This is a genomic window from Lactiplantibacillus dongliensis (assembly GCF_005405105.1).
Taxonomy (GTDB): Bacteria; Bacillota; Bacilli; order Lactobacillales; family Lactobacillaceae; genus Lactiplantibacillus; species Lactiplantibacillus dongliensis.
Map to the genome: position 1 here is coordinate 45501 of NZ_BJDK01000017.1, position 20216 is coordinate 65716.

Here is a 20216-nt window from a genome sequence, read left to right on the forward strand (position 1 = left end):
CTTGTTTTGGAGGAATAAATTGATGAAGCTCATAAAAATCATGAGTGCCGTTATGCTGGCCACCACCATCGGCGTAACGACCACCTTGACCACGCCGAACGTATCTGCTCAAGCAAAGACGACCAAGGCTAAAAAGAAAACTAAGAAAAAGAAAAAATCTGAAAGAAAATATTATACCGCGACTCAATGGGCACAAGTGACGAGTTATCGGAAAAAGGCGAAAAAGATTGGTAATAGCACTAAAGGGATGTATGCCCAAAAGGCTAAACTTAAGAAGCATTTCCGGGCTGGCAAGTTAAGTGCCGGTTATACCGCACAAACGGTTAATTGGATCAATTTTTACCGAGACATGTTTGGGTTAAACGCTGTCACTGCGGATAGTACGTGGAATAAGTCTGCTCAAATGGGCGCAGCAACTTTAGCTGCGGCTGATAAAGGCTTATCCCATGGTCTTGTTGGGCTCAAGCGGCCGTCAGTTGTTTCCAAGGCCAATTGGAAGCTAGGGGCCGCTGCAACGGATCAGAGTAATCTATCTGAGGGGATCACTTCGCCATATGATGTTGTCACTGGCTATATTAGTGATGACGGTAATCAAATGGGGTTCAACCCGGGACATCGGTCATGGGTACTCGGAGCGATCAACAAAGTAGGTGTCGGTCAAGTCGGGAAATATAATGACTTACGAGTATTCGATACAGCTAACAATCAAGCGACGACAACACTTAAGAAGTTAATGTTTCCACGTGCTGGTCTAATGCCGTATGGACTGGTAAAGGAAGGTGCGCCATGGGCCATCTCATATCCTGATGATCATTATGTCGGTAGTACGGGAATAAAACCCAAAGTAAGTGTCCATGACAACACAGCTAAAAAGAAAGTCAAAATCTCACATGTTGGGACTGGCGATGAAGCATACGGCTATTACGGTACAACGATATTTTTTGTGCCGAAAAAGAGTCAAGTTAAAGTCAATCATTCATATACGATTAAAGTGTCAAATGTTGAGAACCAGGTCGATATCTCGTATAAAACCAGACTATTTGACTTGAAAGTACAAGGAGACTTCTATTAATGAATAAGTTCATGAAACAGCTATTAATACTTGTTGCGACTGTGAGTGCAATTGGGTTTGTTACGGTGAATGGCACAACAGCCCATGCCGCTAAGGTAACCAAGGTAAAACGGACGGCCTATCACGCTAAGAAAGGCAATATTTACACGTCTACAAAGTTAACCAAAATTTACGCGAAGGCTAAAACTTATCAAAATGTCACGTTGTATGTCACTAAGCACGCAACGCTTAAACAAAATGGTAAGAAAAAAGTGTTCTATTACATTAATAGCAAGCAGGTAAAAGGTTGGTTATGGCGCGGCTATTTGCGAGCGGGAAAGATTGCACCATCAGTAGCATCAATGAATCCTGCGATGGCCCGGAGATTCTTAAAACAAACGAATAAGTATCGAACGGCCAAAGGGATGCAGCCAGTTAGCTTGGATCCAGCCCGAATGGCATTACTTAAAACCTATAAGAAGTGGTTTATTAAAGGCGATGTTGATATGGAAATATTTAAGCGCGAGTCTGGAAAAGTGGGCTTGCCAACTGATGAGGTGTTTTCCACTTTTTCACCGATTACTAGCAAATCTGATTTAAAGAGTAGTAAAGCTATGAGTGATGACGCCGTCGGGGTATTTATGCTTGTAGGTGAGTCACAGCCGGATTACCAAGATGCGGCTATTCTAAAGCCGAAGACGACCAAAATTGGCGTGAGTTGGTTTAAGGTCAAGGGGAAGGTTTATACAATGTTGCTTACAAATCTTTATTACTAAAGCTAGCATTATCTAAAAGTAAAAGAAGTTAATGAATGTGATTGGTGCAAGTTTAAGGGACCACTTACGATACACCGAAATAAGTAAGGTGTTTGGGTAATCATAAATTAATAGGGGCTATGACAGATGAATAAGATCATTAAACGATTGACACTAGGGCTGGCGACAGTTGCGATGCTAGGCGGAGCTTTGACATCGTTGCCAGCGACAGCACAGGCCGCCAAATCTTACAAGGTTACAGAAACGACCGGTACGGATGGGACACATTATTTTACAGTTGATGGCAAGCATTATACGCCAGCACAATTTGCCGCTTGGGAAGCCTCGTTTCCCAAGGATGGGTATGATATTGCTCATTTAAAAGCTAAAAAGACTAAGAATCGGCGGTCAATTAAGGTTACCGGTAAGGTCAAAATTAGTAACACAAATTTGGCTAAGCAACATAAAGCAACCTATGTTCGAATTAAGACTTATAAGGGTAATCAGTATGCCAAGCTGACGAAGTCAAAGACATTTAGTAAGACGATTGAAGCACCCAAAGCTAAGACTGTTACCGTTCAACCCGGTTATTACCGCACTGTGAAGAAACAAGGGAAAATTGTAAAACACTTCCATGTCTGGGGGGCTAAGAAAAAGACGACGGTTAAAGCTTACAAATAGCATCTTAATTAACTTTCCCATAATAAATGAAACGTTTAGCTGGCTGATTGTGAGCTAAACGTTTTTTTGCACATTAATATTAGTTTATGGAAATTATAAGCATATATCTTGAACCATGTCGCTAGATTAGCTATATTAAGACTAATCTCAAATACAGGAGGTACTGCCAATGAAGAAAGCAATCATTAGTCTAGCAGTGGTCTTGGCAAGTTTCGGGGGTTATTGGTTATGGCGGAACAAGGAACGGTTAGAAGCTGAAGCTCATCAACGAGGTATTGACGAGCGCTTGAAGGGTAAGGCGATGCAAGTCAAAGGGGCTGTTACAAACAATCCAAAAGATAAAGTAAAAGGTGATTTCTTAGCTGGGCGCGGCGAATTCCGGGATTGGTTAGTAGCAGTCAAGTGTGATGCTACAAACTAACTTGAATGAGCTTAGCTTAATAGTTATGAAGTCGTCAATAGTCGTTGAGATTATTGACGACTTTTGAGTAATGAAAAAAACGGCGTACCGTAATATGCGGACGCCGTTTGAATTAGTTACTAGTTAAGTTTTTACAGTTTACAAACCAAGTTTAATGTAGATAAACAGTTATGACAGTTACCAGTCCAAAGATAATTCCGGGGAAGTTAGAAATAATCACGGGCCAATCTTTATAGGTTTTGAACCAGCCATAACCAACCCACAAGGTCGCGTTAATCGTTGCAACGAGCGGTTGAATGGGTGATACCGGGTCACCCGAAAAGTTAGCGATAATCTGAGGAATGTAGGATACATACATCGAAATACACATAATTGTCGCAAGCTTACTGAGGATTTTTAAATATTTAACCCGCTTCGGATCGACAGCCGCTTTACCTGTAGGATAGTCACCATTATCTATTTTAATAACACATCACTCCTTACTAGTTATCCTAACACTGCTGAATTGGAAAGTTCAAAAAAAGCGACACACCCCATTAAGGACATATCGCTTTAAAGTCAAACTATTTAGTTGTATCTTCCGCTGTTAACACAATCTTGCCATCTTCAACCTTTGCGACCATGTTCTTCACATCGCCGTGATCCAAGTAGAAGTCGGCAATCCGGTCTTCAATCTGTTCTTGGATGACCCGCCGTAATGGCCGTGCCCCCATTTCAGGATTGTAGCCGAGATCGACTAACTTCGCTTCGACAGGTTCGGTGACGTGGACATGTAAATCTTGGTTGGCTAACATGGCGTTAACGTCACCAATCATCAAGTCAACGATCTTCATCAAGTTTTCCTTAGATAAAGCGTTGAACTGGATAATGTCATCGAACCGGTTTAAGAATTCTGGCTTGAAGTAGTTGCCCAATTGACTAGTAATGTCATGGGTCTTACCTTCAGCGGCGGCGCCGAACCCAACGTTGGCTTCGGAATCGCCAGTCCCAGCGTTAGAGGTCATGATAATGATGGTATCTTTGAAGCTGACCGTGCGACCTTGTGAATCGGTCAAACGACCATCGTCTAAGATTTGCAAGAACATATGCATAACATCGGGATGGGCCTTTTCGATTTCATCTAACAGAATCAAGCTGTATGGATGACGCCGAACTTGTTCGGTCAACTGACCGGCTTCTTCGTAACCGACATAGCCAGGCGGTGACCCGATCAATTTTGCCACTGAATGTGGTTCCATATATTCACTCATGTCAAAGCGAATCATCGCTTCTTCTGAGCCGAAGAGTTCTTTAGCTAATTGCTTAGCCAGTTCGGTCTTCCCAACCCCGGTAGGGCCAACGAACATGAACGACCCGATTGGCCGACCAGTGCCGTTTAAGCCAATCCGATTACGACGAATGGCCCGTGAGACGGCTTCAACCGCGGTATCTTGGCCGATGACTTTACCTTCCAAGTCACCAGCTAAGGTCTTCATCTGAGCTTGTTCCTTAGCTTGAAGTTCACCAACTGGAATGCTGGTCTTTTCTTCGACGATTTGTTGCATGTCTTCGACAGTGACCGTTGCCGTATCTTCAGCAGACTGATCACCATTATCATCAGGCTTGGCTTTTTCAAGCTTAGCTACTTGATCACGGTAGTAAGCCGCTTTTTCGTAGTCTTCCTTCTTCAAAGCATCTTGTTTCTGTTTTTCAGCGCCATCAATCTTTTCTTGGATGGTTTGTGGGTCGACCGTCTTCAAAGTTAAGTTTTTACGTGACCCGGCTTCATCGAGCAAGTCGATAGCCTTGTCGGGTAAGAAGCGGTCTTGAATGTAGCGGTTCGATAACTTGACCGCCGCGACAATCGCGTCCGCGTTGTACTTAACATGGTGGTAATCTTCGTACTTCTTTTGAATCCCCTGTAAAATCTTGATGGATTCTTCGACGCTCGGTTCATCAACCGTGACTGGTTGGAACCGGCGGGCGAGGGCGGCATCTTTTTCGATGTCGCGATATTCGTTTAGCGTGGTAGCACCAACTAATTGGAAGTCGCCCCGTGCTAAAGCGGGCTTCAAGACGTTCCCAGCATCCATCCCGCCTTCAGCATTGCCGGCACCCATGATTTCATGGATTTCGTCAATGAAGAGGATGATGTTCGGGTTCGATTGAACTTCCTTCATCAATTGCTGCATCCGTTGTTCGAATTGACCCCGGATACCGGTCCCTTGAACAAGGGAAGCCACATCCAAACGGATAATTTCTTTATTTAATAGTTTTTGGGGAACTTGACCAGAAACAATCTTCTGAGCCAAACCTTCCACGACCGCCGTTTTACCAACCCCGGCTTCACCAATCAAAACCGGATTGTTTTTTGTCCGCCGGTTTAAAATTTCGATGACGCGGTTGATCTCGTTATCTCGGCCGATGACGGGGTCAACCTTGCCTTGCTTGGCTTGGTCCGTCAAGTTATAGCCATATTGACCGAGGAGACCGCCACCTTTTTGCCCGCGCCGGTTGCCACCATTATTGGGACCAGCTGGCTGGGTCGGTGGGGTCTGTTGCTGGCGATAAGCGTCGTTAGGATCAACGCCGCCACCCTGCATGGCCCGGAAGATATCGTCAAGACCGCCAAAACCAAATGGATCTTGTGCCATATCGTTACCTCCAACTCCATTATTTGGTTGCTGTTCCTGATTTTTCAACAGTTGATAGCAATTCTGGCAAAGATTGATTTGTCGCCGCTGACCGTTGACGTTCGTATAAAGATGAATCGTCGCTTCGTTCTTATGGCAGTTGTCACAAAGCATATTGCTGTCACACCTTTCATATCAGAAATATTGCTAAATCGATAAACTAGATTTAGTTAAGGGTTCAAAAATCATTTGACCTTTGTTGACCTTTGACTATTAGTATAGCAATTTTTTGCGACGGTGCAAGTCAAAAGCCTCAAGTTGAAAAGTGACTTTATCCCGGCTTGGCAGCGTGTAAAAAAACGCCTCACGGTCATCAATTTAATTATTTCTGAAGTTGTTAGACGGCTCGACCGCATCGCTTGTTATTCATAGGAATCAGTTGTATATTGAACACCTGGTTAGGACTGGTCAATTTAACTAACCGTCTGTTATTATTATAGTACAAACCGTTAGTTTTGCATGGCAAAAGTCTGACCAGTGCTGATGTTAGTCAGTATGACTGGGTTTGGTCAGTTGGTGACAACTATATTTGATAGAAGAAATGACAATATTAATTAAATTATTTAATTGGTTGCGGCATTTTAGCCGACGATTTGACGTGGAAAAGCGCACGAAAGCTAATGTTTTAGTTATCGTACGAGTTGTAAAAATTAATCGTCAAAAAATTGGTCTACCTATTAGTAAAGGTGACAGTTACTGGACAGCGTCACTGTGACGAACTGACTCGACTGAGCCAAATAAACACATCGGGTAAAAGGGGGCCAGTTTGTGGCAACAGATTACACGCAGTTAATGGAAGATTTACGTACTGGCAAGCGTGATTCTTTCAGTGTTGATCCGGCTGATTTTATGGTTTTTCATGATGCTTATATGCGTTATGAATACCGGAAGCGAATCATTGGTATGGCTGACCTAGATGGCCATATCGTTTACCATATTGACAACGATGGTAAGGCTACCAATTAATCACAATTGAATGAATGAAAGGGCTTGTATTTCAATTGGATAATTGCTATCATCAATACTAAGGGCTCTTGAGCGATCGTGTTGGCGGCAACTCGGGTTGACTCGGAACCAATTAATTTACATCTTTGAAGGAGATCGAATAGTTATGGAAAAGAAAGAATTTCACGTAATCGCAGACACAGGTATCCACGCACGTCCCGCTACTTTATTGGTACAATCAGCAAGTAAGTTCAACTCAGAAATTACGTTGCAATACCAAGACAAGTCAGTTAACTTAAAGTCCATCATGGGTGTTATGTCACTCGGTGTTGGTAAAGATGCTGATGTTACCATTTCAGCAGAAGGTGCTGACGAAGCTGATGCAATTGCTGCTTTAGCTGATACGATGAAGAAAGAAGGATTATCTGAATAATGGCTGAAAAGGTACTAAAAGGAATCGCTGCCAGTGATGGTATCGCGATTGCTAAGGCCTATATGCTAGTTGATCCAGATTTATCATTCGAAAAGACAACAGTTTCTGATACTGATGCCGAAATTCAACGGTTACATGACGCTTTTGACGCTTCTAAGGCCGAACTCCAAGTCATCAAAGACAAGGCGGTCGAAAACTTAGGGGCTGAAGAAGCAGAAGTTTTTGAAGCTCATATCACAATCTTATCTGACCCTGAAATGTTAGGACAAATTGAAGGCAAGATTAAGGATGATAAAGTCAACGCAGAAGAAGCCTTGAAGGAAGTTACTGATACTTTCATCTCAATGTTCGAAGCAATGACCGATAATGCCTACATGCAAGAGCGTGCCGGCGATATTCGCGACGTTACGAAACGGGTCTTAAGCCACTTGTTAGGGGTTACCTTACCAAGCCCAGCTTTAATTGATTCGCAAGTCATCGTGGTTGCCCATGATTTAACCCCTAGTGACACGGCCCAATTGGACCGCAAGTTCGTTAAAGGGTTCATCACGGACATCGGTGGCCGGACTAGTCACTCAGCAATCATGTCACGGACCCTTGAAATCCCAGCAGTTGTTGGTTCTGAAACCGCAACGGCTGATATCAAGGCTGGCACCACGGTAATCCTTGATGGGATTAACGGGGAAGCCTTAGTTGACCCAACTGATGCTGAAATCAGTGACTATCAACAAAAAGCCAAAGATTTCGCTGCCCAAAAAGCCGAATGGGAAAAGCTCCGGAATGAAGCGACCGTTTCTAAAGACGGTAAGCATTTCGAATTAGCTTCAAACATCGGGACACCGGACGATATGGATGGTGTCTTGGACGCGGGCTCTGAAGCCGTTGGGTTATTCCGTTCTGAATTCTTATATATGAATTCACCAGAATTACCTGATGAAGATACCCAATTCGAAGCCTACAAAAAGGTTGTCGAAGGGATGAAGGGCAAGCCAGTGATCGTCCGGACCATGGATATCGGTGGGGATAAGCATTTACCATACTTACCACTTCCCGACGAAATGAACCCATTCTTGGGTTACCGGGCTATCCGGATTTCATTAGACCGTGACGACATCTTCCGGACGCAGCTCCGGGCGTTGTTACGGGCTTCCCATTATGGTCAATTACGGATTATGTTCCCAATGATTGCCACTTTGGATGAATTCCGTAAAGCTAAAGGCATCTTCGAAGAAGAAAAAGCCAAGTTGGTTGCGGCTGGCACCCCAGTTGCGGATGATATCAAGTTAGGTATCATGATTGAAATTCCAGCCGCTGCAATCTTAGCTGACCAATTTGCTAAGGAAGTTGACTTCTTTAGTATTGGGACTAACGACTTGATCCAATACTCCTTTGCTGCTGACCGTGGGAACGAACACGTGTCATACTTGTATCAACCATACAACCCATCGTTGTTACGTTTGATCAAGCATGTCATCGATGCTGCTCACGCAAATGGCCGCATCGCGGGTATGTGTGGTGAAGTTGCTGGTGACCAAGTTGCGGTTCCATTATTAATGGGCTTAGGCTTGGACGAATTTTCAATGAGCTCAACTTCAGTTTTGAAGACGCGTTCATTGATGAAGACGATTGACACAACTAAAATGGCTAAGTTAGCTGACAAGGCCTTGAATGACTGTGTCACAAATGAAGAAGTTAAAGAATTAGTTGAAAAGAACGTTTTCGGCAAATAAGCTGATAACTTGATTGATAGCTAATTTTTGTAAACCGCGCTTAGGGCCTTTAAGGCTTTGAGCGCGGTTTTTTTGTCATGGAAAATGATTATTGGTTATGCAAGAATCTGTTAAATGAGGCTTGCAAGTTAATTTTACGGGATACATATAGGTTGACTATTAGTGGGTTTATAGGATAATAAAATGAGTTAAGAACGAAAATACGTTTTTAAAGGAGAGCAGGATGTTAATCGACTTTAAAGTAACTAATTTTAGATCTTTTAAAAATGAGCAGGATTTCTCGATGCAAACTGGGAAACGATTGCGGAAATTTCAGGATTCCAATACGGTTATGTCACAGGATGAGCAATTGCTAAAATCAGTTTTAGTTTTTGGTGCGAATGCAAATGGTAAAACGAACTTGATCAATGCTTTATTGATGCTGAAACGATTAGTCATTAATCCGACGACTGATGAACTACAGCACTTAAGAGTCGATACCTTTGGCTATAATACAGAAAATACTAGTTTTCAAATCGTCTTTACCGAAGATGAGGTCAAGTATGACTATTGTTTAGAATATAATGCTACTGAGGTGGTTCGAGAAATTTTGAAGGCAAATGGGCAACCAATATTTACGCGTGAGCAGCAGAACTTTGTGACGGTACCAGCACAGTTAGCTGCACTGACTGAAAATATCAGAAAAAATCAATTGTTATTATATTTTGCTCAACAAAATAACGAAACTCATGCTAAAGCGGTTTATAAGTGGTTTGTTGAAGACTTGATTTTTGTGAATACCGATAGAATTAGAAATGGTCGCTTTAAGATTTTACAGAATGCCGCTTTTAAACGTCGGTTTCTGCACTTTTTGCAAGCTGCTGACTTTAATATCATTGATATTGAGGTTAAGGAAAGAAAAGAAGCCATTCCAGCACCTGAGTTCCTTATGAAAAAATTAAAAGCGGATGATGATGAGTCTGATGAAGATATTAAGTTTATACCATCTGTCTCATATGATGTGTATGCCACGCATCAATCTGAAAATGGCACATTTTCTGTCTATTTTAATAATGAGAGTACCGGTACGAAGGTTTTTATGTTTTTAGCCCTCTATATGTTGAATAATAGTGAGAAAACATTGATGATTGATGAATTTGATCGCTCATATCACTTAGAGTTAGCCCAAGCCTTGTTAGCCTTAATAAATGACAAGTATCAAACAAACCAATTTATTTTAACAACACATGAATTATCGCTTTTGGATGCTGGATTGCGTCAAGATCAAATTTGGTTTGCTGAGAAGAATAGATTTGGTGAGACCGAATTGTTTAGTATCTTTGATTTTGATGATCCGGCCTTGAAGCGTGGTGATTTTAATTATAAGAAACGATATTTAGAAGGCGTTTATGGTGCCAACCAGCTAGTCAACAAAAAATTACTTTTGGAGGCACTGATCGGAAATGAGCAGAGAGAGAAAAAGTAGGAAACTCAAACCTAAGATTTTATTCTTTGTAGAAGGAAAAACGGAAAAGGTCTTTTTTGATGCTTTGGCGCAACATTATCGCCTTAATGCTGCTAAAACAGTCAAGATCATTGAAGGTAGTGGCTTGGATTGGGTCGATAAGGTTAAGAACATGCTTAAGAATAATCCTTCATTGAAAACGGATGAGAGAACACAAATTTATATTGTTTTTGATAGGGACCGCCTTTCCGTGGACGCCATTAGTCGTATGCAACACAAAGTTGAGAAAATGCGGAAACATATTTCTATTTGTGAGTTAGGCTTTTCTAATCGCTCTTTTGAGGTGTGGCTACTGGCCCATTACCGGAAAATAACGGCGCGAATTGAAGATCAGCGCCATTTGTGTACGGAATTATCGAAATGCTTGGGTTATGAGTACATTAAAGGTAGTAGCCAGCAAATGGAAAGTATCTTAAAGGGTGACAAGGTTTATCAGGCAATTGCAAATACTAAAGCTGTGGCTGATATTGCTGTCGATCAGCAGTCGACTAACATTGGAATGATTGTAAATGCTGTGATTAATTAGTGTGTAGTTGGTTGAGTTTCGGAGAGAAAGTTCTTGGGTGAACTGTCTGATTCCTAATTTTTGTAAACCGCGCTTAAAGTCTTTGGACTTTAGGTGCGGTTTTTTTGTTAATTCAGTCACATAACTTTCAGTGAACTCTTAATTTCTCTTAAGAATATTTGCAAGTCCCATACGGTCACCGTATAATTGTTATAATTAATTCATTGAGACTGGGATGCAAGCGCTCAATTGGTTGCCCGACAAGCTGTTGGGAATTAGTTGAAGCAACGAGGGACCTGCAACGTACTTTCGGGGTCGCCGGAAATAAAGGGAGAATCGACGTGAATATCGGGATATTTACAGATACATACTATCCGCAAGTAAGTGGGGTAGCGACGTCAATCAAAGTGTTGCGTAATCAACTGGAACGGGCTGGTCATCAGGTCTATATCTTTACGACTACTGATCCGCATGTTGATAAGAATATTTATGAACGGAATATTTTCCGTTTTACCAGTATTCCATTCGTGTCATTTACCGATCGCCGGATTGCGGTGCGCGGTTTATTTAAGGCATACCAAGTGGCCAAAGACTTGGGCCTAGATATCGTGCATACGCAAACGGAATTTTCGATGGGGATGATTGGCAAGTTTGTCGCTAAACAACTCAAGATTCCATGTATCCATACGTATCACACGATGTACGAAGATTATCTGCATTACATTGCGAACGGTAAGTTGCTCAAGCCGTACCACGTGAAAGAAGCCACACGAGCCTATTGCTACCACTTGAATGGGGTTGTTGCGCCCAGTGATCGGGTTTCAAAGACGTTGACCCGTTACGGGGTTAAAGCACCGATTCGGATTATTCCGACTGGGATTGATATTAATCAATATGAACAAGCTTCGACGGCAGATTATCGGCAACAATTGGGTTATCAGCCCGAGACACCGGTTTTACTTTCGTTAAGTCGGTTAGCGTACGAGAAGAATATTCATGAAGTCATTGCGGCCTTACCAGCTATTTTGGAACAAGTTCCAACGGCGCAATTACTGATTGTGGGAGATGGACCGGCGCGTGAAACGTTGGAGAATCAAGTGGCTGATGCTGACTTAAGTGATCACGTTCAGTTCACCGGTGAGATTGATAATGACGAAGTCTATAACTACTATCAGATGGCGGATTTGTTTGTCTCGGCTTCCAATTCAGAATCACAAGGGTTAACTTACATTGAAGCAATGGCAGCCGGCTTAAAGACAGTGGTCGCGGCCAGTCCGTATACGGATCAATTGTTGGACGATCCGTCACTAGGGACGACATTTAAGAGTCAATCGAAGCTGGTACACGATGTGGTCAGCTATTTGCAACACCCACATGCTTTCGATGACCCGAAGCCACGACAAAAGAAGCTGTACCAAATCTCGGCCGAATATTTCGGCAAACAGATCGTGAATTACTATCAAGATGTGCAATTGGCTTATTCGGAGACGAAATCAGCCGACATCAGTAACTAAGGGGACGAATTATGTTAAAGATCACCATGTTTTCGAAAGCCGACTCGGTTAAAGGTCAAGGGGTTGGGAGCGCGTACCGGGAGTTGATGGGCCTATTGCGGACCCACTGGCAAGATGACTTTGATGTTAAAGTCAATCGGTATGGTCGTTCGGCAATTTCACATTATCATACGGTCAACCCGCTGTTTTATTTGTCGACTTTTATGCCGAATCGCGGTCGTAAGATTGGCTACGTGCACTTTTTGCCAGAGACATTGGAAGGTAGCTTAAAGTTGCCACGGCCGTTTCAGGCGATCTTTAACCGCTACTTAATTTCGTTTTATAAACGGATGGACCACATTGTCGTGGTCAATCCGACTTTTATTCCCAAGCTAGAAGCGTATCAAATCAAGCGCGCTGACGTGACGTATATCCCAAACTTTGTCAGCAAGCGTGAATTCTATGAAATGACCAAGCCTAAGCAGTTAAAGTTGCGGCAACAGTATGGCTATGATCGTGACAAATTTATGATTATTGGCACCGGTCAGATTCAGGATCGTAAAGGGGTCCCGGACTTTATTACGTTGGCGAAACGTAACCCGGATATTCAATTTGTCTGGGCTGGGGGCTTTTCATTTGGTCGGATTACAGATGGCTATCAAGACTTGAAGCAAGTCGTTGATAATCCGCCTGCTAACTTGTCGTTTCCGGGAATCGTTGATCGTGATAAGTTAGTCGACTATTATAATATGGCCGACTTATTCCTATTGCCTTCTTATAACGAGTTATTCCCGATGTCGGTCTTAGAGGCATTCAGTTGTGGGACCCCGGTCTTACTCCGTGATCTAGACTTATACCGAGCAATTATCGATGGGTATTATGAAGCCGCTAGGGATGTGGATGAAATGCAGCATAAGATTGACCAATTACGGGCCAATCCAGCCGGACTGCAATTCTTACATGATAAAGCGGTCTTAGCATCGCAAGACTATTCAGAAGAACGGTTAGCTAAGATCTGGCATGATTTTTATTTGCAACAAGCAAAAGAGGGGTAGCCATGACTAGAAAAAACATCTGGTCGTTATTGGCGATGGTTTTACTGGGCGTAGGGATCTCATGGTACTCGCTACGCAACGTGAAGCTAAGTCATTTAATGACCGATATTTCCCAATTAAACTGGTGGTGGTTACTAGTCGCGTTGGGCTGTGTAGGGTTGTATTTTGGGTTAGAGGCCGTCGTTGTCCAAAAGTTCGTGCGGCACCGTTACCGCCACTATTCATTTCGCAGTGCCTTACGGGTACCGTTAGCGGAACAATTATTCAACGGGATTACACCGTTCTCGTCTGGCGGGCAGCCGGCCCAGATTTTTGTGATGGCGCAATCCGGAATTGATGCGGGTCGAGCTAGCTCAGTTGCGTTGATGAAGTTTGTCGTCTTTCAGGCGATGGTCGTCTTGAACTTTTTAGTGGCGATGCTGATTGGGTTTAATTACTTGGCAGAAAAGCTAAGCTACTTGTCACTGTACGTCTTTTTCGGCTTTTTGATTCATCTGGCGGTAATTGTCGGACTATTACTCGTGATGTATTGGTATAATTTCACTAAACGGGCGGTTAAGATTGTTTTAATTCCAGTTGGTTGGTTTATGAAAGCAGAACGGTTTGCCAAATTCCAAGCCAACATCAGTACGAAGATTGATTCTTTCTATGAAGAGAGTCTGCGCATGACCAAGGACTGGCGGATGCTTGTGGAAGTCTGTATTGTGACCTTCTTCCAGTTGCTCTTCTACTACCTGATTCCGTACTTTATTATGCGGGCGATGGGCTATCATGGCATCAACGTGATTATGGTGACTAGTCTGAACGTTTTGATCTTTTTAGTGACGTCACTGTTTCCAATCCCTGGTGGCGCCGGTGGGGCTGAATTCGGGTTCACCGAGTTATTTGCCAAGTTTATCCCGAGTCACAGTAAGCTGATCTTGGCGATGCTGATTTGGCGAATCTTAACCTACTATCTAGGCTTGTTCTTAGGGATGTTTGCGATGGCGATGCGGCCAGAAAAAGCAGAGGAAATCCCAGAATCAGAAGTTAAGTCGTCAGAATGAATTTAAAATCAAAGCGCTAGCAACTGGCCAGCGCTTTTTATTAACTAAAGGAGTTTTTTAGCGATGTTGAAGTTAGGTCGATCCTTATTTGTTCGGTTAGGTATCATACTAACCTTAGCTGGTGGTGTTGGGGGACTCACCAGTACGCTGGCGCAAGCCAAAACTAGCAAGGCTGATCAAGTTAAAGCCGCTTATATGATAGATGCCAAGTCGGGACAGGCGGTTTATGCGCAAAATGCCGATGAAAAGTTACCGATTGCCTCACTAAGCAAGCTAATGACACTGTACTTAGTTGAAAAGGCGGTTCAGTCGGGGCAGCTGAAATGGACGGATCAGGTGCCAATTGCGAAAAATGTCCGTAAAATGGCGGAAAGTAGTACGCTGTCAACGATGCCCATGGCGGCTAAAGACCGCTTCACCGTGCGCCAGCTCTTTGCCGCGACTTTAGTTGGCTCGTCTAATAGTAGTGCGATTGCGTTGGGTGAGGCTGTTAGCGGTAGTAACCAAGCGTTTATTGCCAAGATGAATCAGCAGGCGCGTCAATGGCATTTAGCGGCCACTTTTGTCAGTGCCTCGGGATTGGATAATACGGATTTGACGACCTATCATTTAGATTTGCCAAAAACGAGTGCCACCGCGCAAAACTTAGTCTCAGCTAAGGCTATTACGACAATCGCACAGCATCTGGTTACTGAATTTCCAGATATTGTGACGATTTCTAATCAGTCGGCGGTTAAGATTCATAAGTACCGGGTTCCAACATCAGTATTGATCCTAAAGGGCCAGCGTTATTATGATGCTCGGGTCAAGGTCGATGGCCTTAAAACGGGTTATACGGACCAAGCTGGTGGCTGTTTAGTGGCGACGTACAAGCAAAATGGTCGACGAATGATTGCGACCACGTTAGGCTCAAAGTGGAAGTTTACGGCTAATAATAATTTGCGCTGGCGCTTGAAGCAGCAGGAGGTCTATCACCAGGTTGCACCGCAAACGCGACGTTATCGAGTACCAGGGACGAAAACCACGTTGACCTTGGTGGCTAGTGGTCAGACGCACGCGTGGGAGAATAAGCAGTCGCCACTGCAGGCAACACCAGTCAGTGCGATTAAGATTCAACGTAATCGGCCCAATTACTTGGCTGCACAGACGACGGTGATGCGGCTACGGCTAACCGATCCGTTATCGGGAACCACCCAGACGATTGCGTATCGGACCCCCACGGCAGTGTCGTTGGCAGGACCGCTACAGTGGGCGACCAGTACCGTAACACCGCAACGATTAAACATTCAATTGGCATTTGCCGACTAAAAAAAGACGCCACTATCCGTTTTTTCGGATGGTAGCGTCTTTTTTTGAAAGCAGTTGATTTAGGCAGTTTGGTTAGCTGGGTTTTCGATGTACGCGGTTAGCCGGTCCATCGCTTTTTGAAGCTTTTCCATGCTGGCAGCGTAGCTCAAGCGAACGTAACCTTCGCCTTGTTCCCCAAAGCCTGTCCCGGGAATAATGGCGAGATGATTTTTCTTAGCTAGATCCTTACAAAAGGCCATGGAGTCTTGTTGGAAGTTCGCTGGAATCTTAGCGAAGATGTAGAAAGCTCCGGTTGGCCGGGCAATTTTGAAACCTAAGCCGTTCATCACTTTATAAACGAAGTCACGCCGCTTTTGATATTCATTACGCATTGGCAAGGCATCATCGATTCCGTTCCGCAATGCTTCGACCCCGGCTTTTTGTGCAACTGTGGTGGCAGCGGTGACGTAATATTGGTGAACCTTCTTCATTTGCGCCGTCATTTCTTTTGAGGCAAACAAGAAGCCAATCCGCCAGCCGGTCATTGCGTGTGACTTGGATAAGCCGTTGATTAAGATAGTTTCGTCAGGGATGTAGTTGGCGATAGAAACGTGGGTACTGCCATAAGTGAGCTCGCTGTAGATTTCATCCGAGACAACCCACAAGTTGTGCCGTTGACAGCATTCCGCTAAGGCTTTGACTTCAGCTTCCACGTAGGTGACCCCGGTTGGGTTGTTCGGGTAATTTAAGATAATTCCCTTGAAGTGTTCATCAGGATGTGCCGCGATGAAGTCATCAATCATTTGGGGCGTAATGATGAAGTCATTAACACCGGTGTCCATAAATAACGGCTTGGCGTGGGCTTCTTGGATAATCGGAATATAAGCTGGAAAGATTGGTGAGGGCACGATAATCGCATCATCGGGATTGCAGATCGTCGTTAGCGCCGTTGCAATCGCTTCGGTTGCCCCGACGGTAACTAAGACTTGGTCTTCAGCGTCGTAATGGTTGCCATACTTCTTAGCTTGAAAGTCTGCCGCGGCTTGGCGTAAGTCTAAGAGACCAGCCATGCCCGTATAATGTGAATAGTTTTCATCGATGGCTTTTTTAGCTGCGTCTTTAACGTGTTGGGGGGTATTGAAGTCGGGTTCGCCGAGGGTCAGCTTGACCATGTCAGGAATCGCACTAACTTCTTCATCGAATTGCCGAATCGTGGATACTTGGATCTGGGCGATGGTGGTATTGAGATCATCTCTAAATAACGTCATTGAAAAGACTCCTTTGTTTTTTGTCGTTTGCAACTAGTTGACCATAGCTGGTATTTCCCGCTAAACTAACAATCGTGAATATTAAGTTATTTATATTCAGGCACAGCTAACCTAATTATTAGGCTAACGAGGTGCTAATGGGTGGCAAACAACATTTTTATTAAGTTGTCTTAAGTTTATCACATCTTGATAGGGACAAATGGCCGGATTGGGTTATAATTAAAAAGGCGAATTTAGCTTGAAAATGGGGCTTTCCGCTGAAAAAGGGTGTTATTAGTCCCAATTTTTGCTAGAATAAAAACAAAACCTAAGGAGCGAGATTATTATAATGGAAAAATCTGAATTATCAGCAATTCTCAAACGACTAGAAGCAATGCGGACGACCGAAGCCGCCGAGGTTCAATCCCGGCGCTTTGAAAAGGAAGGCGTTGAACGAGGCCAAGTTGCCTATGATCCCGCCACTTCAACTTACACATTACAAGAATTCAATCCGGACCAAAGCTTTGAATTTGATAACATTGATTTAGTTGCCATTGAATTATACGACTTGTTAACGGACAATTAGCATTTCCGCCAATTAGATATTTTATAGACTGATCCATATTATGCGTTGAATATTGAAGAATTGTTGAAGAAATCTTCAAGTAATTGCTATCAAGCAACCAACCGTTATAATATGGATTTGTTAATAGCAATGACGGAGGAATTATGATGCCCAAATTTATCAAAAACACGGTCGGTAAGGTCAACACGACCTTAGGCTTCTTTACCTTGACCGTGGTCTTATTTTGGCTCAAGACGTATATCGCATATAAGACCGAGTTTACGCTGGGGGTCAAAGGGGCCGTTCAGCAATTTATTTTGATCTTGAACCCTTTTCCAACGGCAATCATTTTGCTGGGGATTGCGCTATACTTCCGCGGCCGCTTAAAATATTGGTTGTTAATGATCATTGACGCCTTACAGACGACTTGGTTGTTTGCCAATATTTTGTATTATCGGGAATTTTCCGACTTTATGTCAGCCGGGGTCATTAAAAGCTCTGGCGCGGCCAGTAATAACTTAGGGAAGAGTTTGAGTCAGATTATCCATGGGACCGACTTCTTAGTCTATGCCGATGTGATTTTACTGATTCTATTACTAGTTTTCCATGTAATTCGGATTGACCCACGACCATTTAAGCTGCGCTATGCGGCGACGTTAACAATGATTGGGGTTGCGTTGTTCGCTGTGGACCTCGGGATGTCAGAACATGATCGTTCGGACTTATTGACGCGGACGTTTGATAACAACTATATCGTGAAGTATTTAGGGTTAAATACTTATGCGGGCTATAGTGTCTATCAGACTGAAAAAGAAAGCGCCACTCGGGCCAAAGCCAGCAGTAGTGATTTAAAGAGTGTCTTGGCTTATCTAAAGAAGAATAAGACGGACACAAATATTCAGTATTATGGTAAGGCGAAGGGTAAGAACGTCTTTATTATTCATTTGGAAAGTTTCCAGCAATTCTTGATTGATTATAAGGTCGATGGGAAGACCGTTACCCCTTACTTAAACAAGTTCTACCATAATAAGAGTACGTTGAGCTTTGATAACTTCTATAACCAAGTGGCTCAAGGGAAGACTTCCGATGCTGAAATGATGCTTGAAAACTCGTTGTTTGGGTTACCAACTGGGTCAGCAATGACGCAATACGGGACCTCGAATACTTTCCAAGCCGCACCAGCAATTTTGGATCAGGCGCAGGGCTATACAAGTGCGGCTTTCCATGGGGACGTGGCTAGTTTCTGGAACCGGGACAACGCGTACAAATCCTGGGGTTATAACTACTTCTTCTATTCGGCCTATTATAAGGAGAAGTCGAGTTATAATATCGGTTATGGCTTAAAGGATAAGATCTTCTTTAAAGATACTGTGAAGTACCTGGAACAGTTACCACAACCGTTCTACGCTAAGCTGATTACGTTAACGAACCACTACCCGTATACACTTGATAAGCAAAATCAAAGTATCAAGAAGACGACCACGGGGGATTCCACTGTCGATGGCTACGTCCAAACGGCGCGCTATCTAGATCAAGCGTTTGCTGAATTTGTGACTTACCTGAAGAAGGCTGGCCTCTATAAGAACAGTATGCTGGTCTTATATGGGGATCACTATGGGATTTCAAATAACCACCGGGCGGCCATTGCCCAGTTACTAGGCAAAAAGACCGTGACGAGTTATGATTTAGCCCAATTCCAGAAGGTACCGTTGATGATCCATATGAACGGATTAAAGGGTGGGATTAACCACACATATGGTGGTGAAATCGATGTCTTACCAACTTTATTAGACCTACTAGGGGTTAAGAACGACTATATTCAATTCGGGAACGATTTATTAGCGAAGGGCCGTAATCAGACGGTGGCCTTTCGGAACGGGAACTTTGTCTCGCCAACTTATACTAAGGTAGGGGGGACGGTCTATGACTCGAAGACTGGTCAAGAGATTAAGCATTTGACGGCCGCCCAGCAAAAGGCGATTAAGCAGATGCAGAATCATGTGACAACGGAACTCTCGTTATCTGATCGGGTGATTGAAGGGGACTTACTCCGTTTCTATACACCAAAGAACTTTAAAAAGGTCGATAAGTCTAAGTATAGTTATAAACCGACAACCACGCTGAAGTCCTTAGAAACGCTAGAAAAGGAAAAGAAGACGAGTGTCTTGTCGAAACATAAGGACAAGTCAACCGTCGATCTCTATAAGACCGATGCGCCAGAGTTGTCCAGTTCAAGCGACAGTAGTTCGTCAAGTAAATAAGATGGCATGAGAAGGGTATCGCTACGGCGGTACTCTTTTTTGTTTCTATATAAGTAGTTAAGTGATGGCAGCGCCGCAGTTATTAGTCGGCGGCTAGGTAAACGCAACGTCTTATGGACATGAGTCGATGGTCTTAGCTAGGCGTAGCTGACGGACCAGTAACTTTTTTGAAATAAATCGAGAAAAAGGCTTGACCTGCATACTAATCCTTGATAAGATATTACTTGTCGCTGCGAGAGAGCTACGAAATAGCTAAACCACAGCGTTCAAGCGTTCTATTGATAAGAAAAGTTAGTTGCATAAATATTCAATTTCTTTTAAAAAAGTTATTGACAGTTATCAATTGATTTGTTATTCTTATAAACGTTGCGTTACCGAGTTCGACAAGTTACTTAATTAAGTTGCTTAAAAATAATTGTTGACACGTTTGTGTCACGATGTTAAACTGATTAAGTTGTGTTGAGGTAATCAACCAAATAGATTTAGATCTTTGAAAACTGAACAAAGTTTCGACGAATCAAATGTGTAGGGTCTATCAATTCTTGAATTGGTAGCAAACATTTGC

At 43.3% G+C, this 20216-nt stretch carries 18 protein-coding genes; 15 read left to right on the forward strand and 3 right to left on the reverse strand.

The window, feature by feature from the left end; all coding sequences use genetic code 11:
* Positions 1-22 precede the first annotated feature (22 nt).
* The 4 genes from FFM80_RS07850 to FFM80_RS07865 all read left to right on the forward strand — a co-directional run bounded on the left by FFM80_RS07850 (position 23) and on the right by FFM80_RS07865 (position 2908).
* Entirely contained in the window at positions 23-1072 is a 1050-nt protein-coding gene (locus tag FFM80_RS07850) for a CAP domain-containing protein (RefSeq protein WP_171001057.1), read from the forward strand.
* A complete protein-coding gene (locus FFM80_RS07855; RefSeq protein ID WP_137640300.1) occupies positions 1072-1827 on the forward strand; it encodes a CAP domain-containing protein in 756 nt (251 codons plus the stop codon). The genes FFM80_RS07850 and FFM80_RS07855 overlap by 1 nt, the downstream gene beginning before the upstream one ends.
* 126 nt (positions 1828-1953) lie before the next feature.
* Positions 1954-2487: a hypothetical protein gene (locus FFM80_RS07860; RefSeq protein WP_137640301.1), complete on the forward strand. Its 534-nt coding sequence runs from the start codon at positions 1954-1956 to the stop codon at positions 2485-2487.
* A 169-nt stretch (positions 2488-2656) separates the two neighbouring features.
* Entirely contained in the window at positions 2657-2908 is a 252-nt protein-coding gene (locus FFM80_RS07865; RefSeq protein ID WP_137640302.1) for a hypothetical protein, read from the forward strand.
* A gap of 151 nt (positions 2909-3059) precedes the next feature.
* On the opposite strand, the gene FFM80_RS07870 is transcribed toward FFM80_RS07865, so the two are convergent.
* Together FFM80_RS07870 and FFM80_RS07875 are read right to left on the reverse strand one after the other, a co-directional pair.
* Positions 3060-3374 (reverse strand): SemiSWEET family transporter, encoded by a 315-nt coding sequence (locus tag FFM80_RS07870; RefSeq protein WP_137640313.1) that lies wholly within the window; start codon positions 3372-3374, stop codon positions 3060-3062.
* Between the two features lie 97 nt (positions 3375-3471).
* Positions 3472-5694 carry an ATP-dependent Clp protease ATP-binding subunit gene (locus FFM80_RS07875; protein WP_137640303.1) on the reverse strand — a complete coding sequence of 741 codons (2223 nt, stop codon included), beginning with the start codon at positions 5692-5694 and terminating at the stop codon, positions 3472-3474.
* 654 nt (positions 5695-6348) lie between these two features.
* Here FFM80_RS07875 and FFM80_RS07880 point away from each other — a divergent pair.
* The 9 genes from FFM80_RS07880 to FFM80_RS07920 all read left to right on the forward strand — a co-directional run bounded on the left by FFM80_RS07880 (position 6349) and on the right by FFM80_RS07920 (position 15599).
* Positions 6349-6546 carry a hypothetical protein gene (locus FFM80_RS07880; protein WP_137635660.1) on the forward strand — a complete coding sequence of 66 codons (198 nt, stop codon included), beginning with the start codon at positions 6349-6351 and terminating at the stop codon, positions 6544-6546.
* 145 nt (positions 6547-6691) lie between these two features.
* Complete coding sequence (locus FFM80_RS07885) at positions 6692-6958, forward strand: phosphocarrier protein HPr (RefSeq protein WP_024625076.1); 267 nt, start codon at positions 6692-6694, stop codon at positions 6956-6958.
* Entirely contained in the window at positions 6958-8688 is a 1731-nt protein-coding gene (gene ptsP / locus FFM80_RS07890) for a phosphoenolpyruvate--protein phosphotransferase (RefSeq protein ID WP_137640304.1), read from the forward strand. The genes FFM80_RS07885 and ptsP overlap by 1 nt, the downstream gene beginning before the upstream one ends.
* Positions 8689-8971: 283 nt before the next feature.
* On the forward strand, positions 8972-10153 hold the full coding sequence (locus FFM80_RS07895; RefSeq protein WP_171001058.1) for an AAA family ATPase: 1182 nt from the start codon (positions 8972-8974) through the stop codon (positions 10151-10153).
* Positions 10131-10718, forward strand: a complete 588-nt coding sequence (locus tag FFM80_RS07900) for an RloB family protein (RefSeq protein ID WP_137640306.1) — start codon at positions 10131-10133, stop codon at positions 10716-10718. The genes FFM80_RS07895 and FFM80_RS07900 overlap by 23 nt, the downstream gene beginning before the upstream one ends.
* 320 nt (positions 10719-11038) lie before the next feature.
* Positions 11039-12211 (forward strand): glycosyltransferase family 4 protein, encoded by a 1173-nt coding sequence (locus tag FFM80_RS07905; protein WP_137640307.1) that lies wholly within the window; start codon positions 11039-11041, stop codon positions 12209-12211.
* Between the two features lie 11 nt (positions 12212-12222).
* Positions 12223-13245, forward strand: coding sequence for a glycosyltransferase family 4 protein (locus FFM80_RS07910; protein WP_137640308.1), 1023 nt, complete (start codon positions 12223-12225; stop codon positions 13243-13245).
* 2 nt (positions 13246-13247) lie between these two features.
* Positions 13248-14291, forward strand: a complete 1044-nt coding sequence (locus tag FFM80_RS07915; protein WP_137640309.1) for a lysylphosphatidylglycerol synthase transmembrane domain-containing protein — start codon at positions 13248-13250, stop codon at positions 14289-14291.
* Between the two features lie 63 nt (positions 14292-14354).
* Entirely contained in the window at positions 14355-15599 is a 1245-nt protein-coding gene (locus FFM80_RS07920; RefSeq protein ID WP_137640310.1) for a D-alanyl-D-alanine carboxypeptidase family protein, read from the forward strand.
* Between the two features lie 59 nt (positions 15600-15658).
* On the opposite strand, the gene FFM80_RS07925 is transcribed toward FFM80_RS07920, so the two are convergent.
* The gene (locus FFM80_RS07925; RefSeq protein ID WP_137640311.1) at positions 15659-16846 is read right to left on the reverse strand and encodes a pyridoxal phosphate-dependent aminotransferase; all 1188 of its coding nucleotides are present in this window, start codon (positions 16844-16846) and stop codon (positions 15659-15661) included.
* Between the two features lie 328 nt (positions 16847-17174).
* Here FFM80_RS07925 and FFM80_RS07930 point away from each other — a divergent pair, with 328 nt between their 5' ends.
* Both FFM80_RS07930 and FFM80_RS07935 read left to right on the forward strand, forming a co-directional pair.
* On the forward strand, positions 17175-17411 hold the full coding sequence (locus FFM80_RS07930; RefSeq protein WP_137635652.1) for a YkuJ family protein: 237 nt from the start codon (positions 17175-17177) through the stop codon (positions 17409-17411).
* Between the two features lie 146 nt (positions 17412-17557).
* Positions 17558-19651: an LTA synthase family protein gene (locus FFM80_RS07935; RefSeq protein ID WP_137640312.1), complete on the forward strand. Its 2094-nt coding sequence runs from the start codon at positions 17558-17560 to the stop codon at positions 19649-19651.
* Positions 19652-20216 lie beyond the last annotated feature (565 nt).